General features: G+C 72.0%; 16 protein-coding genes. 10 read left to right on the top strand and 6 right to left on the bottom strand.

All coding sequences use genetic code 11. The features are described 5' to 3' along the window. Positions 1-4 precede the first annotated feature (4 nt). Entirely contained in the window at positions 5-949 is a 945-nt protein-coding gene (locus ACFSKW_RS44125; protein ID WP_379580539.1) for a helix-turn-helix transcriptional regulator, read from the bottom strand. A gap of 61 nt (positions 950-1,010) precedes the next feature. Here ACFSKW_RS44125 and ACFSKW_RS44120 point away from each other — a divergent pair, with 61 nt between their 5' ends. Next, the gene (locus ACFSKW_RS44120; protein ID WP_379580538.1) at positions 1,011-1,832 is read left to right on the top strand and encodes an NAD(P)H-binding protein; all 822 of its coding nucleotides are present in this window, start codon (positions 1,011-1,013) and stop codon (positions 1,830-1,832) included. A 320-nt stretch (positions 1,833-2,152) separates the two neighbouring features. Here ACFSKW_RS44120 and ACFSKW_RS44115 read toward each other — a convergent pair whose 3' ends face one another. Next, positions 2,153-3,559: a S41 family peptidase gene (locus ACFSKW_RS44115; protein WP_379580536.1), complete on the bottom strand. Its 1,407-nt coding sequence runs from the start codon at positions 3,557-3,559 to the stop codon at positions 2,153-2,155. A gap of 87 nt (positions 3,560-3,646) precedes the next feature. On the opposite strand from ACFSKW_RS44115, the gene ACFSKW_RS44110 reads away from it, so the two are divergent. Both ACFSKW_RS44110 and ACFSKW_RS44105 read left to right on the top strand, forming a co-directional pair. Next, positions 3,647-4,300, top strand: a complete 654-nt coding sequence (locus ACFSKW_RS44110) for a response regulator transcription factor (protein WP_379580535.1) — start codon at positions 3,647-3,649, stop codon at positions 4,298-4,300. Further along, the gene (locus ACFSKW_RS44105) at positions 4,297-5,421 is read left to right on the top strand and encodes a sensor histidine kinase (protein ID WP_379580533.1); all 1,125 of its coding nucleotides are present in this window, start codon (positions 4,297-4,299) and stop codon (positions 5,419-5,421) included. The genes ACFSKW_RS44110 and ACFSKW_RS44105 overlap by 4 nt, the downstream gene beginning before the upstream one ends. 97 nt (positions 5,422-5,518) lie before the next feature. Here ACFSKW_RS44105 and ACFSKW_RS44100 read toward each other — a convergent pair whose 3' ends face one another. Continuing rightward, positions 5,519-6,079, bottom strand: a complete 561-nt coding sequence (locus ACFSKW_RS44100; protein WP_379580531.1) for a GNAT family N-acetyltransferase — start codon at positions 6,077-6,079, stop codon at positions 5,519-5,521. Positions 6,080-6,303: 224 nt separating this feature from the next. Between ACFSKW_RS44100 and ACFSKW_RS44095 the strand changes: the two genes are divergently transcribed. Further along, positions 6,304-7,209, top strand: a complete 906-nt coding sequence (locus ACFSKW_RS44095) for an alpha/beta fold hydrolase (protein WP_379580529.1) — start codon at positions 6,304-6,306, stop codon at positions 7,207-7,209. A gap of 15 nt (positions 7,210-7,224) precedes the next feature. Here ACFSKW_RS44095 and ACFSKW_RS44090 read toward each other — a convergent pair whose 3' ends face one another. Further along, entirely contained in the window at positions 7,225-7,824 is a 600-nt protein-coding gene (locus tag ACFSKW_RS44090; protein ID WP_379580527.1) for a TetR/AcrR family transcriptional regulator, read from the bottom strand. Positions 7,825-7,897: 73 nt separating this feature from the next. Between ACFSKW_RS44090 and ACFSKW_RS44085 the strand changes: the two genes are divergently transcribed. The 3 genes from ACFSKW_RS44085 (at position 7,898) to ACFSKW_RS44075 (ending at position 9,885) form a co-directional block, all read left to right on the top strand. Then, a complete protein-coding gene (locus ACFSKW_RS44085; RefSeq protein ID WP_379580525.1) occupies positions 7,898-8,722 on the top strand; it encodes a class I SAM-dependent methyltransferase in 825 nt (274 codons plus the stop codon). A gap of 77 nt (positions 8,723-8,799) precedes the next feature. After that, entirely contained in the window at positions 8,800-9,288 is a 489-nt protein-coding gene (locus ACFSKW_RS44080; RefSeq protein WP_379580523.1) for a GNAT family N-acetyltransferase, read from the top strand. A 42-nt stretch (positions 9,289-9,330) separates the two neighbouring features. Further along, entirely contained in the window at positions 9,331-9,885 is a 555-nt protein-coding gene (locus tag ACFSKW_RS44075; RefSeq protein WP_379580521.1) for a histidine phosphatase family protein, read from the top strand. Between the two features lie 39 nt (positions 9,886-9,924). On the opposite strand, the gene ACFSKW_RS44070 is transcribed toward ACFSKW_RS44075, so the two are convergent. Then, complete coding sequence (locus tag ACFSKW_RS44070) at positions 9,925-10,518, bottom strand: TetR/AcrR family transcriptional regulator (RefSeq protein ID WP_379580520.1); 594 nt, start codon at positions 10,516-10,518, stop codon at positions 9,925-9,927. A 134-nt stretch (positions 10,519-10,652) separates the two neighbouring features. On the opposite strand from ACFSKW_RS44070, the gene ACFSKW_RS44065 reads away from it, so the two are divergent. From ACFSKW_RS44065 to ACFSKW_RS44055, 3 genes are all read left to right on the top strand, one after another. After that, on the top strand, positions 10,653-11,375 hold the full coding sequence (locus tag ACFSKW_RS44065; protein WP_379580518.1) for a DUF4440 domain-containing protein: 723 nt from the start codon (positions 10,653-10,655) through the stop codon (positions 11,373-11,375). A gap of 175 nt (positions 11,376-11,550) precedes the next feature. Continuing rightward, a complete protein-coding gene (locus ACFSKW_RS44060; protein WP_379580516.1) occupies positions 11,551-12,153 on the top strand; it encodes a hypothetical protein in 603 nt (200 codons plus the stop codon). 64 nt (positions 12,154-12,217) lie between these two features. Next, complete coding sequence (locus tag ACFSKW_RS44055) at positions 12,218-12,433, top strand: hypothetical protein (protein WP_379580514.1); 216 nt, start codon at positions 12,218-12,220, stop codon at positions 12,431-12,433. A 31-nt stretch (positions 12,434-12,464) separates the two neighbouring features. On the opposite strand, the gene ACFSKW_RS44050 is transcribed toward ACFSKW_RS44055, so the two are convergent. Next, on the bottom strand, positions 12,465-14,693 hold the full coding sequence (locus ACFSKW_RS44050) for an MFS transporter (protein WP_379580512.1): 2,229 nt from the start codon (positions 14,691-14,693) through the stop codon (positions 12,465-12,467). Positions 14,694-14,742: the final 49 nt, after the last annotated feature.

Genomic DNA, 14,742 nt, shown 5'->3' with positions numbered 1-14,742 from the left:
GCGGTCACGCGTTGGCGAGACGCCGGGCGAGGGTGTGGCAACGCTGCTTGAGCTCGTTCGGTTCGAGTACCGTGAAGGCCCCGCCCACGAGGGTCGCGAGCATGGCCGCCCACTCCAGCGAGTCCACCCGAGCGGTCAGGATCACATGCGCCGGACCGTCCTGGACGACCTCGGGCTCCGCGTTGCGGAAGCGGTCGACGACAGCGGCGGCCTCGGCCTCGAACCTGATGCGCACCTGGATCCGCGGGTCAGGCAGGAGACGCTCGATCTCCTCTGCTTCCCGGCCGGGGGTGAAGGCGTAAGGAACGAAGGTGGTCTGCGCCAAGGCGCAGGACCGGACCCTGTCCAGCCGGTGGATCCCCCAGGAGTCGGAGGCCCGCGCGAGCAGGTACCACCGCCGGCGTCGAAGGAGCAGCCGGTACGGCTGCACCTCTGACGTCGTCCCGTCGCACAACTCCAGCACCGCGGTACGGCCTTGCTCGGCCCCCTGCGCCAAGGTGGCGAGGAGGCTCGCGTCGACGGAGATCGTCACTTCAGGTGACGTGGTCAGGGCCTCGGTGACGCGCCGGCACGTCGCCACCAGAGGACGCGGTATCGCCCGCAGCATCTTGCCCAACGCGGTCCTGGCTGGATCCTCGACCCGTGTGTCTTCTCCCGTGCCGACCAAACCTGACCTCGCCGTGGCCAGGGACATCCCCACCACGAGTGCCACGGCTTCCTCGTCCGACAGCATCAAGGGCGGCATGGTGGTGTTGGCACGCAGCTCGTACGCCCCATGCGGTCCGGGTCCGGCGTCGACGCGATAGCCCATCTCCCTGAGCCGGGCGATGTCCCGGCGAACTGTCCGGACGTCCACCTCCAGCCGAGCGGCAAGTTCGCGACCGGACATCGAACGGCCCGACTGCAGGCAGGAGAGCAACGAGAACAGGCGCTCCGTCGAATGAACCATGCTCCATCTTCACCCCGCATCGAGGACAGGACCTGCCCTCAACCGTTCATAGCGTGTCCCCATGAGCACAAGCACTCCCATCCTTGTCCTGGGCGGCACCGGCACGGTCGGTAGCAGGGTCGCCGACCATCTCCGCGGCGCCGGTCACAGCACCCGGGTCGCCACCAGGCACGCCGAGTGCCGCTTCGACTGGTCGATCCCCGACACCTGGGGGCCTGCCCTCGCCGGCATACAGACCATGTACGTCCTCCTGCCGGATGACACCGGCATGCCGACGTCGTTCATGCAGGAGGCCCGCCGATCCGGAGTACGGAGAGTGGTCCTGCACTCGGACCGCGGCATCGACGTCATGAACGTCACCCACCTCCAGGAGACGGAACGACAGGTACGCGAGTCCGGATGCGACTGGACGATCGTGCGCCCCGACTGGTTCAACCAGGACTTCGAGACCTTCTTCCGCCAGTCCGTCCTCGACGGTCGGCTGTGCGTGCCCATCGGCTCGACCCGCCAGGGCTTCGTGGACGCCGACGACATCGCCGCCGTCACGGCCCAGGCCCTCACCCGGAAAGATCACATCGGGCAGATCCTGCCCCTGACCGGTCCCAGGGCGCTGTCATTCCCGGAAGCCCTCACCCACATCCACGACGCGACGGGACTCACCATCGACTTCGACGGCACTCCAGACGCGTACCGCGACTCGCTCCGCGCCGAGGGGACACCGGACGAGGTGGTCGACACCTTGATCGAGAACTTCTCGGCCGCCGCGGCTCAGGGTGACACCACACCCACCGGGATCGTCGAGGAGATCCTCCAACGCCCGGGAAAGGACTTCAGCACCTACGCGCGGGAGGCCGCGGCCAGGGGCGTATGGCAGAAGCCTTGAGCACCCGCCCGCGACCGGCGGAGGCGGATGGACGGGTGGCGACGTCGCCCCGGTCTCCGTTGATGTTGCCGACCAGCGCCGTGGCGCTCTGCTTCCTTCCGGTCCCCCGCTCCGACCGCCCGACCTCGCGCTCGACGACCGCAAGGGCCGTACCCGATCCGCGTGTACCACGCCTGGTTCCCCTGGGACGGTCTCCAGGAGGGCGCCCGGCGCCCCGCGGCGACGAGGTCGCCACCCACCGCGAACCGGCGAAGTGACGACCCTGACTTCGGCCCCCGTCCCAGGGCAGGCCCCGGTCGCGGGGCCTGCCCTGGGCGGCTCTACAGAAGCTCAAGGGCCTTGGCCACGCCCGGGTCGCGCCCGGCGGCCAGGTCGGGGGCCGTCATGGGGGCGTGGTGGTCGACCGGCACGCCGATCGTGTCGATGATCTCGCGGGCGGGCCCGAGGTGCCTGAACTTGGGCAGGAGCAGGACGCTGCCGTCGTCGAGAAGGTACCCCTCGGACGGACCGGAGACGGCTCCGGCGGTGCGGGTCCCGACGAGAGTGCCCAGGCCGTTGTCCTTGACGGCCGCGCTGAAGTCCTCGCAGGCCGAGGCGCAGGCGCGGTCGGTGAGGACGACCAGGCGCAGGCCCAGCAGCGGGACGGTGTCGTCGGTCCTGTTCGGGACGCAGTCGCCCTTGAGCGGGCAGAAGTAGCTGGTGACCTTGCCGTGCGCGAACGCGCCGAGCAGCCGCGTCACCTCCCGAGGTGACCCGCCGCCGTTGCCACGCAGATCGAGGACCACGGCCTTCGGCTTGTCCGGCAGCTTGGCGATGACCTGGTCGGCGGCGCCTTCGAAGAATCCGGGCAGGTGGACGTAGGCGACACCGCCGGGGAGCGGCTTGGACGTCACCGATGGAGGTTGTTGTGGCGTGATGGGGCCCTGCCTGACGTCGACGGTGCGGGTCCGTCCCGTCGTGGGGCGCTTGAGCGTGAGCCGTACCGTGCTGGAGGTGAAGGCGTCGGTGATGCCCTGGTTCGGGGTGTCACCGACGAACGCCGGCACGCCGTTGACCTTGACCACGATGTCGCCGGGTCTGATGCCGGCCTTGGCGGCGGGGCTGCCGGGCAGCACGCGGGTGATGTACAGCGGCGGCCGGGCGGCGGGGTCGAGCTGCGGTCCCTGCAGGGCCGACAGGCCCACGATGCCCGTTCCTTCAGGCCCGCCCTGCGGCGGCTGGGCCGGCCTGATCCAGCGGGCGTGGTTGTCGTGCAGGCCGGCGACCATCCCGGTGATCGCGGCGCGCAGTGCGGCAGGCTCGCCCGTGCCGAGAACCTTGGCCAGGGCGTCCCAGTCGGTGTCGCGGTTGCCTGTCAGGGCGGGCAGCCGGAGGTCCGCCCGGTCGGCGCCGCGCCGCATCAGGTCCTGGGTGTAGGCGGCGAAGGCGCTCTTCAGCAGCGCCTTCGGATCCATGGCCGGGCCGCTGTAGTAGTTGTCCAGCACGCAGAAGTAGGCCTGCCGGAGCGTGTTCACCGACGTCGGCGGTGCCGACTCCGGCGGTGGCGCGGTGATGGCGGCGCAGCCGGCGGCCGGCGTGGACGCCGGTGTCGGCCGGGCGACCGGGGCCGGCAGGGCCAGTTGGGCGGCCGGGGCCGACCGGGCGACCGGTGCTTGCGGGGCGGCCGGGGTCGGCGCGGACATCGAGCAGGCCGTCAGCAGGATGCCGGAGCAAAGGGCTCTGATCATGAGCCCAAGGTGGCCGAAGGCGGGTTGCGCCGCGGTGAACGGAACGGTTAACGCCGCTGTAACCGGTTTGCGGGTATGAAGGGCGGCATGCGGGTTCTGGTGGCCGAAGACGAACGCGATCTGGCCGACCTCGTGGCGGTGGGATTACGCCGCCACGCCATGGCCGTCGACGTGGTGTACGACGGGCTCTCGGCAGCCGAGCGGCTGGCGGTGCACGAGTACGACGTGCTCGTGCTCGATCGGGAGCTGCCCGAGATGCACGGCGACCTCGTGTGCCGGGAGCTGGTGGCGCGCGGGAGCCGTACGCGGATCCTGATGATGACGGCGGCGGCGTCGGTGCCGGAGCGGGTGGCGGGTCTCGGGATGGGCGCCGACGACTACCTGCCCAAGCCGTTCGACTACGCGGAGCTGGTCGCGCGGGTGCAGGCGCTGGGGCGGCGCAGCCCGTCGCAGGTCCCGCCGGTGCTGATGCGGCACGGCATCGTGGTCGACACGCACCGGCTGCAGGCCTCGCGGGACGGCCGGCACCTGCACCTGTCGCTCAAGGAGTTCGCCGTCCTCGAGGTGCTGATGAGGGCGGACGGCGCGATCGTCAGCTCGGAACGGCTGCTCGAGGAGGCGTGGGACGAGAACGCCGACCCGTTCACGACGGTGGTGCGGGTCGTGGTCAGCCGCTTACGGGCGAAGCTGGGCGACCCGCCGTGCATCCGGACGGTTCCGGGCGCGGGATACCTGCTGTGACGACGGTCAGGGTACGGCTCACGCTGGTCTACTCCGGACTGTTCCTTCTGACCTCGCTCGTGCTGCTCGTCACGGTCAACCTGCTGCTGCGCCACGCGTTGCGCGCACTGATCACGCAGCCGGTCGCGCCGGTGGCACCTGAGCCGGGGGCCGCGGCCGACCGGGTGCCGCCGATGCCGCAGCTGCCCGCGCTGGTGGAGGACGTGGTCGACTACCAGTGGGGGGTGACCGCGCTGCTGGTCGGGATCCTGGCGCTGGTGTCGGTGGTCGTCGGCTGGCTGGTCGCCGAGCGGATCCTCGGGCCCGTCCACCGGATCACGGCCACCGCGCGGCGGCTGTCGGTGTCGAACCTGCACGAGCGGATCGCGCTCACCGGGCCGAAGGACGAGCTGAAGGAACTGGCCGACACGTTCGACGCGATGCTCGACCGGCTCGAACGCTCCGTCGAGGGGCAGCGGCGCTTCATCGCGAACGCGTCCCATGAGCTGCGTACCCCGCTGGCCGTCCAGCGGGCGGCGATCGAGATCGGCCTGCCGGAGGACGTGGGCGAGATCCGCGACAAGCTTCTGTTCCACAACCGCCGAACCGAGAACGTCATCGACGCCCTGCTGGTCCTGGCCCAGGCGGAACACGGCTTGGACAACAGGCAGCCGGTGGCCCTGGACCAGGTCGTACGCAACGTCCTGGCCGAAGCAGGCTCGGACGAGGTCAGCGTGACGGCGCGGACCGAACCGTTCGTCGTCGACGGGGATCCGGTCCTGCTGAACCGGCTCGTCGCCAACCTCGTCGACAACGCGATCCGCTACAACCACTGCGGCGGAGGCGTCGACATCACGCTCGCCGACGGAGTTCTGACCGTCCGGAACACCGGCCCTGACGTGCCGAGGGAACGGTTCGGCGACCTCTTCGAGCCCTTCCGGCGGCTGCACACGACCCGGGAGCAGGGCACCGGGCTCGGGTTGTCGATCGTGGCGTCGATCGCCAAGGCGCACGGGGCAGGCGTGCGAGCCGCCCCCAACCCGGGAGGCGGGCTGGAGCTCACCGTCGCGTTCGCGCGAGGTCAGGGCCGGGAGCCTGCAGGGGACGAACGGCGGCAGGCCGAAGAGGGCCTCGCCCGTTGACGCGCGGCACGCCACGGCGACAGCCCTGCGCCCTTTGCTCAGTGCGGCAGCTCGGCGGGCTTGCGACGCCACCGGCGAGACAGCCACGGCGGTACGTCTAGGACGCCTGCTTGGCCGCCCGCCACTCCGGCGCGAGCACCGACCAGACCTCGATATCGTGCCGCTTGCCCCGGTACAGATAGCTCTGTCGCAGCACGCCCTCTTTCGTCATCCCGAGCCGCCGGGCCACGGCGATGCTCGGCTCGTTCGCCGCCGAGACCTGCCACTCCACGCGATGAAGGCCCCGCTCCTCGATGGCCCAATCGATGATCACCCGCGCCGCCCTGGTCACCAGCCCCTTGCCCGCTGCCGACGGCTCCAGCCAGCAGCCCGCCTCGGCGTTGCCGTGCTCGATGTCCATCGTGCGGAAGAGAACGCCGCCGACCAGCTTGCCGTCGGCCCAGATGCCGTAGATCCGGCCGGTCTCGGCCACGGCCTTCTCCGCGTAGCTCTGCAGGAGGGCGCGGCTGGACTCCAGGTCGGTGACGCGGTCCGGCAGCGCGATGTGCTGTCCGATGAACTCCCGCCCCCGGTCGATGTGGGTCAGGAACTCCTCGGCCAGCCACGGCTCGAGCGGGCGCAGCTCCGCGCCGTCCTCGCCCAGGGATATCGCGTACACCGTCACCCTCCACGGTCGAAACCTGTCCATTCTGCGAGGGGATCTTCTCACGGATGGCGTCGGCCTTCGGGGGCGGGGTCGTGCTCGCGCCGGCCACGGCCGACCCGGACCGAACAGGCGAGTGGCCGACGGGCGCGCCGCTCATGGATACGGACTTCCTCGGGAAGTCGGCGTCGAATCCAGATACGTTCCCTCTGCCTTTCCAGCGAGGAGATGATGCGAAGGTGAGCGAAGAGAAGGCCCTGAAAGTCGGGCCGTCCGGCATCGAGGTGGCATACGAGCGCTTCGGCGACCCCCAGGCACCGCCCGTCCTGCTGATCATGGGCATCGCCATACAGATGTCCGGCTGGCCCGACGGCTTCTGCGCCGAGCTCGTCGCCCGCGACCTGCAGCCGATCCGGTTCGACAACCGCGACGTCGGACTGTCCTCCCACTTCCCCGGCGCGCCGACGCCCGACCTGCAGGCGGCGCTCGACGGCGACATGTCCTCGGCGTCCTACACCCTGTCGGACATGGCGGCCGACGCCGTCGGCCTGCTCGACGTCCTCGGGCTGGACAGGGCCCACCTCGTCGGCTCCTCGATGGGCGGCGCGATCGCCCAGACGATCGCGATCGAGCATCCCGGCCGGGTCCTGTCGCTGACCTCGATGATGTCGACCACGGGCGATCCTTCCGTGGGCCAGGCGAAGCCCGAGGCGCTGGCCGCGCTGGCGGGGCCGGCGCCGCAGGGCCGCCAGGACGCGATCGACCAGATGGTCAGGGCCGTCCGGGCGCTCGGCTCACCCGGTTTCGAGATCGACGAGGCGGCGGTCGCCGACCGCGCGGGGCGCTCCTTCGACCGGGCCTACGACCCGCTCGGCGTCGCCCGTCAGGCGGTGGCCTCCGTCGCCTCAGGCGACCGGACGGAGCGGCTTCGGTCGCTGGACGTGCCCACGCTGGTGATCCACGGCGCCGACGACCTTATGTGCGATGTCAGCGGCGGCCGGGCGACCGCGGCGGCCATCCCCGGGGCCGAGCTGGTGGTGATCGACGGCATGGGCCACGACCTGCCCCGGGCGCTGTGGCCCGAGATCGCCACACGGATCGCCGGCCTCGCCCAGGCCGCCGAGGCGCGCTCGGCCCACGACTGACCGGTCTGAGCCGGTTCACGCCGGCGGTTCACGCACGACGCCGCCGATGACCGTCGTCACGACCCTGTGGACGGCCTCGGCCTCGGGCGGGGTGCCTCTCCGGTCGGCGAACAGCAGGTGCCCGGCCCCGATCAGCGTGGGCGCGAGCGTGTCGACGTCGGCCTCGGCCGCGATGCGGCCCCTTTCCCGCTCGGCGGCGAGGTAGGAGGCGATCATGGCGGCGGCCTCCGTCAGGACCGGGACGCCGGTCGGCCTGACCTGGCGCAGCCGGGCGCGCAGGTCGTCGCGGAAGGTGATGAGCGCGACGATGGCCACCGCGACCGACCCGAACAGTTCCGTCAGCGCGCCGGTGAGGTTGCCGGTGACGGTGCCGCTACCGGCGTGCTCGCGCAGGGCGGCGGCCTGGTCGCCGATCCGGGCGACGCGGTCGAGCACGAGTTCGGCGAGGAAGGCGTCGAAGTCGGCGAAGTGCCGGTGCAGGACGCCCTTGGAGCACCCGGCCTCCGTGGTGACCGCCCGGCTGGTCAGCGCGTTCGGCCCGTCCCGGAGCAGGATCCGCTCGGCGGCGTCGAACAGCTGCTCACGTGCGTCGCGCATGGCCACACCTGTCGGCATACCGCGCATCCCTGCCTTCCACGTCCTGGCCCACCCGTTGCCGAGTGGGCATGTGCCCACTTATAGTGGGCGCATGCCCACTATACCTCCGGAGCGCGCTCCCCTTCCCGGGCCCGCGCCTCATGAAAACCGTCAGGTCGCCGAATCGTTCGGCTCGGACGCCGAACGCTACGACCGGACCCGGCCCCACTACCCCGACGCCATGGTGAACAGGATCGTCGCCGGCAGCCCCGGCCCCGACGTCCTCGACGTCGGAGCCGGCACCGGCATAGACGCCCGGCAGTTCCAGGCGGCCGGCTGCAAGGTGCTCGGGGTCGAACCCGACGCGCGGATGGCCGACTTCGCACGGCGCGGCGGGCTCGAGGTCGAGGTGGCGACGTTCGAAGCATGGGACCCCGCCGGCCGGGACTTCGACGCGGTCGTCGCCGGGCAGACCTGGCACTGGGTGGACGCGGTCGCGGGGGCGGCCAAGGCGGCGCAGGTACTGCGTCCCGGTGGACGGCTGGCCGTGTTCTGGAACGCCTTCCAGCTCCCGCCCGACATGGATGAAGCCTTCGCCGCCGTCCATCGCCGCGTCATACCCGACTCGCCGATCCGTCAGCGCGGCATGCCCGGCCTGGACGCCTATGTGATGCTGTCCACCACGGCGGCCGACGGCATCCGGCAGGCGGGCGCGTTCGGCGACCCCGAGCACTGGCGGTTCGAATGGGAGCTGCCCTACACCCGCGACGAGTGGCTGGACCAGCTGCCCACCTTCGGCCTCCACACCCAGCTCCCGCCGGCCACGCTGCAGGAGGTGCTCGCGGGCACCGGAGCCGCCATCGACGCGGTGGGCGGCGGCTTCACGATGCGCTACACCACGATGGTGGTCACCGCGGTGCGAACCGGCGCCGCCTGAGCCGGCGCGGCCGCGGCCGCAGGCGGTCCCGGCTGGGATCTGCTCGGCCAGACCACCTCGGCAGCACGGAGGGTGCCATGACACCCGGTCGCACGGATCCCGTCGCGCCCGACCGGCTCACGATCTGCGGCGAGCCGGGGGCTCGCTCGACCAGCGGTCTGGTCGGCTACCTCGACGGCGAGCCGGTCGGCTGGTGCGCGGTCGAGCCCCGCACCTCCTATCCTCGCCTGCTCCTCACCCGTACCCCACGGACCGGACGCGAGGAGGACAAGAGCGACGGCGGCGTCTGGGCCGTCACATGCCTGCTCACCCGCAAGGGCTTCCGCAGGCGCGGCATCACCTACGCCCTCGCCCGCGCGAGCGTCGCCTTCGCCCGCGACCGCGGCGCTCGAGGCCTACACGATGATCACCCAGCCGGGCAAAGGAGATCACCTGGGGCGAGCTGCACGTCGGCAGCCGTGACGTGTTCGCCGACGCGGGATTCACCGAGGTCAGCCACCCCAGCCCCCGGCGTGTGGTCATGCGCGTCGACTTCTGAACGCAAGCACCCGGGATGCCGGAATTAATGGCGTGCGGAGCCGGCCGGCCGTAGGGCATCCTGCGACACCATGGCGATCTTCTACGTGGTCCAGCACGGCGAGAAGGAGCAGCACGCCGGCGATCCGCCGCTGACCGCCGCCGGGCGGGCGCAGGCACGTCGAACCGCAGGCCGGCTACGTTCCTTCGAACCCAATGCCGTCTTCAGCAGCCCGCTGCGACGCGCCCGCGAGACGGCCGGCATCATCGCCTCGGCGCTCGGCCTCACCGTCGGCGAGGACGCCCGGCTGAGCGAAAGGATGAACTGGGACGGCCGGCGTCCGCTCGAGGACTTCCTGGCCGACTGGCACACGGCCGCACGTCATCGCGACTTCGTCCCGCCGGACGGCGACTCCTCGCACCAGGCCGCTCGCCGCTTCCAGGCCTTTCTCGACGATCACGCGCAGGAGCCGGGCTCGATCGTCGTCTGCACCCACGGCGGCGTCACCGTCGACCTTCTGCGCACGCTGGCGGGTGAGGCGTCGCTGCCCGACGGCCTCCTGGAGTACGGCGTGCCGCCCTGCGCGATCACCACCCTGGACGGCCTGCGGGTGGTGGACATCGCCTCGGTCAGGCATCTGCGATGACCGGCGAAGGATCCGGCCGGCCGCGGACACCGCCCCTGCTCACTCCGGCCGCTGCGGCCGGGCCGTCGCCCGCAGTCCGCGGATGAACAGCTCCAGGTGACGCCGGGCGAAGGCGTGCTTCTCCCCGGCGTCGAGCGATCCGGGCAGGGGGCGGGCGATGCGGACGAGCATCGTCACGACGTCCATGAAGGTGACGTCCTCGGGCAGGGCTCCGCAGGCGCGCGCGTCGTCGACGAGCCGCCGCACGCTGGTGGCGGACTCCTCGCGGGCGGAGGACAACTGCGGGTCGGCACGCAGGTCCACCACGTCGATCAGGGCGGGCAGTACCGCCGAGACCCGCAGTTCGAGCGCTTGTCGCAGGTAGCGTGCCAGTGCCTCGAACGGGTCGCTCTCCGCCGCCGTCGCCGCGGCGGCCGTGGCGGTGGTCTTGTCCAGCGCGTCCAGGGCGACGGCGTGCAAGAGCGCGTCGCGGTCGGGGAAGCGGCGGTACAGCGTGGCGCTGCCGACTCCCGCGCGCCGGGCGATGTCGTCGAGCGGCACGTCGGGGCCGCGTTCGGCGATCATGTCGCGCGCGGCGAGCAGGATCTGTTCCAGGTTGCGCCGCGCGTCGGCCCGCATGGGTTTGGGCTCCACCTCGTTGCCTCCCTCGTCGTGCGCCCAGCATAGCGGTAACCGGAGAAAATCCCCCCACTTACGCTTGTGCGGTCGCCGGCCCCGTGCCACAGTTAAGTGGGGAGATTTTCCCCACTTAGGAAGGGACGGATGACATGAGCAGCCAGCAGCAGGTCCTCGACCTCCTCCACCGGTGGGCCGGCGCCGAACTCCACGGCGACGCCGACGCCTTCGACGACCTCCTCAGCGCGGACTTCACCGGCATCGGACCCGTCGGGTTCGTCCTGGACAAACACCAGTGGGCCGGCCGCCACCGCGGCGATCTGACGAATCACCACTTCGAGATACGCGAGCCGCACGTGCGCCTGCACGGCGACAGCGCGATCGTGGGCGGCGTCCAGGAGCAGCGCACCTCCGTCATGGGGCGCCAGGTCGACGACTCCTTCCGGCTGACCCTGCTCGCCGTGCGGCAGGACGACCGCTGGGTCATCGCCAACATCCAGCTCAGCGGCCCGCTGCAGTCCCCCTCCGCTCCCCCGCCCTTCGCCCGCCAAGCCGGCCCCGCCTCCCGAGAGGAGCTCCAGGCGGCGATCAAGGGCGAGAGCGTCACCGTCGTCGACGCGCTGCCCGCTCCGGTGTACCGGCGAAGGCACCTGCCCGGCGCCCTGAACCTCACCGCGGAGGACGCCTCGCGCTCGGCGGCCGAGCTGCTGCCGGACCGGTCCGCGCCGATCGTGGCCTATTCGACCGACACCGCATGCGAGCGGGGCCCCGCCCTGGTCGCGGAGCTGAAGCGGCTCGGCTACCGAAACGTGCGCCTGTACGCCGACGGCATCGAGGACTGGGCAGGAGCGGGACTACCGCTCGAGAGCGCCTGAGGCCACCCCTCGCGGCCCGGACCTGGCCTCGCGCAACGAGGCCGACGGCCCGCGGCACGAACAGGGCGCCGCGGCGACGATAGAGTCTTGCGATCATGACGTCGCCCGCCACCGTCCCCCGACGGTTCGGACCGCGGGCGATCCGAGACGCGCAGCCGGGAGGACGACGCGCCCCGTGGCCGATCGCAGCAGAGGACGCCCCGGCTGGCTTCACGTCGGCCCCCTCGAGGCGCGGCTCACCCGCGCGTGGGACCCCGGCGCCTTCCCTCCGGCTCCCACCCTCCTGGCGATCATGACGCTGTCGGCCGTACCGCGGGCGCTGGCCACCAGGCTGGCCGACCACCTGACCGGCGGCATCGTGGTCGGCACGGGGGCCGTTCCCGACCTGCCCGGCTTCGAGTCGCTGCGCGACCGGCCGCTACCGGTTCAGGCCGGCTCGTGGGAGCGCTCCGCCGGGGTCTACGACCCCGGGCAGCGGCGCATCGGAGTCGGCAGCGTCCCCTCCCCGTCGGTCAGCGTCTGCGGTCACGAGCTCGGCCACGCGGTCGACGATCTGGACGGACGAGCCTCGCAGAGCGAGTTCTGGGTGGTACTGCACGCCTTACGCGGCAGCCGGCTGGAGCCGCCCTACCGGCAGGACGTCACCGAGCTGTTCGCCGAGTGCTTCGCCGCGGTCCTCACCCGCAGGGCCGCGCGGCTGCTCAGGCTGCTCGACGGTGACGAGGCGAGCGCGTACCGGGTCTACCGATGGCTGTGCGAGCGGTACCGATTGGGCTGAGGCCCCGCTCCCCCGACCGCGCCTGGCTATGCTGAGGGACAGGAGCGATCGGAAGGGGCAGGCGATGAGCGTCACCATGCTGCCGGGCGGCGTGCTGCGCGTCCCTACCGTCACCACCCTCGACAACGGCACACAGGTCGACGGGACACGCGACATCACCCCTGACTCGCCGGACTACGAGGCCTACCTGCCCTACGCCGTCGGCGAGGACGAGCAGTGGCACGAGGACGCCGAGGACGCGGCGATCCTGGCCAGGTGGCGGGCCAGGGCCAGCGCGTAGCCCCCGCCCACCCGCCGACGCCAACCGCCGTTCAGCCCCCGAGCAGGACCGCCCGCAGCCGGGTGGCGAACCGGCCGGGATCGTCGACGAAGCCGATGTGCCCGCCGGGGAACAGCGTGGGCTCGACGCCGAGCTCCCCTGCCAGCGCCCTGGAGGCGCGGTCGCAGAGCTGCTCGGCCGAGTCCTCGCCGATGCCGACCACGATGCGGGTCCCGACCGCGCGCAGGGCGTCGAGGTCGGGCTGCCAGCGGGTGGTCGCGAGCAGCTCGTGGGCGAACCAGCGCCGCTCGTCGGCGACCTGCCGCGGGTCGCGTTCGCCTCCGAACATCGCCTCGATCGCCCCCTCCGGCATGACGATGTTGGCCTGCGCCATGAACTTCGTCCATGCCCCGATGACGTCGCCTGCCAGGTAGGTGGCGATCTGGTCCTCGGTCCCCGCGCGCAGCTTGTCGCGGTCCTCGAGCAGCTCGACCAGCGGCGGCTCGTGGGCGATGACGGTGTGGACGCGGTCGGGGTCGGCCTGCGCGAGGGCCAGCGCGGTGACGGCGCCGCCGCTGGAACCCAGGACCACGGCAGGACCGAGGTCCAGGTGGGCCAGCAGCCTGGACAGGTCGTCGGCGCGCAGCTGCGGGGTCGAGTCCTGCTCGGGGTCCTGGAGCGGGCTGCGGTTGATGCCGCGCGGGTCGGTGGTGAGCACGGTGTGGTCGGCGGCCAGCAGGTCGGCCAGCGGCGCGAACGCGTCGGCGCCCATCGGGGCGCCGACCAGCACCACCGCAGGGCCGTGGCCGCGCACCTCGTAGTGCAGGCGCGCGCCGGGGACCTCGAAGGTCCGGGCGGTGGCGGGAACGGTCGGGGCGGGGGTCGTCACAGGGTCCTCCTGGTGGGTGCGGTCACTGTCCGGTCGAGGACTTGGACTCCCTTCACGAGGCGGACTCATCGCTTTCCGGCGAGATTTCTTCACCATCTCCTCGCCGGCCGTGGACGCGGCCTCGCCGCCGATGCATGCGGCCTCGCCGTCGATCCGCTCGCCCGGCCACGGCTCGCGCTCGCGCATGGCACGGATCAGGACCGGCGTCACGACCAGCAGGGCGACCCCGCGCAGCACGCCCGCGACGAGGTACGGCGCGCGCAACCCGAACGCGTGCGCCACCAGCCCGCCGGCCAGCGCCCCGAGCGGCATCAGCCCCCAGCCGACCGTCTTGTAGACGCTGTTGACCCGGCCCAGCAGCGGGGACGGCACGATCTGCTGCCGGAGTGTGACGGTCACGATGTTCCAGAGCGTGGTGACGAACCCCCCGGCGGCCAGCAGGAGGCCGAGCATGATCGCGTTCGGGCTCAGCCCGATCCCGGCGAAGACGACGGCGTTGGCGGCAAGCGCGGCCAGCAGCGCGGCCTGCGCGCCGAATCTCCTGACCACGCGCGCGTTGACCAGCGCGCCGAGCAGGCTGCCGACCGCCGCGCCGGCCAGCAGCAGACCGTAGCCTCGCGCGTCGAGGTGCAGCGCTCCGGTCGCCAGCAGGACGAGCGTGGCGTTGCCGAGCTGACCGCAGAAGGTGTTGACCCCCAGCAGCACCGCGAGGGTGCGCAGCAGCCGGTGCCGCACCAGCGAGCGCAGGCCGTCCGCGATCGCCGCGCGCATCGGCGGGCGCCCGACACGCAGGCTGCCGGGCGTGTGCCTGTGCCTGGGGAGGGTGGCCAGCAGCGCGGCGGACACGGCCGACGTGGCGGCGCTCATCCCGAACGGCAGCGCCACGGCGAGCCCGAACAGCATGCTGCCGGCCGGCGGGCCCAGGAACTGCTGCCCGATCGTCGCCACCGCCTGCTGATGGCCGTTGGCCCCGTGCAACCGGGGCCTGGCGACGAGGTCCGGCAGGATCGCGTGGGCCGCGTTGCCGGAGACGACCGCGCACGCACCCAGCCCGAAGGCCAGCACCGCGAGCAGCGGGACGCCGACGTGGCCGAACGCGGCGAGAACCGCGACGCAGCCGACGAGCACCGCCTGAACCGCCTGCGAGCGCCACATGAGGGTGGCATGGTCGTACCGGTCGACGAGCGCACCGGCGGGCAGGGACAACAGCAGCCAGGGCAGATACGTCGCCGCGGACACCATCGCGACGAGGCGGGGGTCGCGCGTGAGCGTGACGGCCAGCAGCGGAACAGCCGCGGCGAAGGCCCCGTCACCGGCGGTGCCGACACCTGTCGCCCACCACAACCGCCAGTAGGCCCCGGACAGGCGAGGTTCGGCGTCGCTTCGCGTCATGCCGGGATCATCACGCTGCCGCGGGCAGCGGCGACACCATGTAGCTCAT

Origin of the sequence: Nonomuraea mangrovi (assembly GCF_042681425.1) — a bacterium.
GTDB lineage: Bacteria > Actinomycetota > Actinomycetes > Streptosporangiales > Streptosporangiaceae > Nonomuraea > Nonomuraea mangrovi.
The sequence above is the reverse complement of the archived record's forward strand: the minus strand, read 5'-3'. Positions and strand labels throughout refer to the sequence as shown.

Bases quoted from the DNA above. Each gene is read 5' to 3' on its own strand.
- ACFSKW_RS44125 (WP_379580539.1), bottom strand. From the start codon at position 949: ATGGTTCATTCGACGGAGCGCCTGTTCTCGTTGCTCTCCTGCCTGCAG.
- ACFSKW_RS44120 (WP_379580538.1), top strand. From the start codon at position 1,011: ATGAGCACAAGCACTCCCATCCTTGTCCTGGGCGGCACCGGCACGGTC.
- ACFSKW_RS44115 (WP_379580536.1), bottom strand. From the start codon at position 3,559: ATGATCAGAGCCCTTTGCTCCGGCATCCTGCTGACGGCCTGCTCGATG.
- ACFSKW_RS44110 (WP_379580535.1), top strand. From the start codon at position 3,647: ATGCGGGTTCTGGTGGCCGAAGACGAACGCGATCTGGCCGACCTCGTG.
- ACFSKW_RS44090 (WP_379580527.1), bottom strand. From the start codon at position 7,824: ATGCCGACAGGTGTGGCCATGCGCGACGCACGTGAGCAGCTGTTCGAC.
- ACFSKW_RS44085 (WP_379580525.1), top strand. From the start codon at position 7,898: ATGCCCACTATACCTCCGGAGCGCGCTCCCCTTCCCGGGCCCGCGCCT.
- ACFSKW_RS44080 (WP_379580523.1), top strand. From the start codon at position 8,800: ATGACACCCGGTCGCACGGATCCCGTCGCGCCCGACCGGCTCACGATC.
- ACFSKW_RS44075 (WP_379580521.1), top strand. From the start codon at position 9,331: ATGGCGATCTTCTACGTGGTCCAGCACGGCGAGAAGGAGCAGCACGCC.
- ACFSKW_RS44065 (WP_379580518.1), top strand. From the start codon at position 10,653: ATGAGCAGCCAGCAGCAGGTCCTCGACCTCCTCCACCGGTGGGCCGGC.
- ACFSKW_RS44055 (WP_379580514.1), top strand. From the start codon at position 12,218: ATGAGCGTCACCATGCTGCCGGGCGGCGTGCTGCGCGTCCCTACCGTC.
- ACFSKW_RS44050 (WP_379580512.1), bottom strand. From the start codon at position 14,693: ATGACGCGAAGCGACGCCGAACCTCGCCTGTCCGGGGCCTACTGGCGG.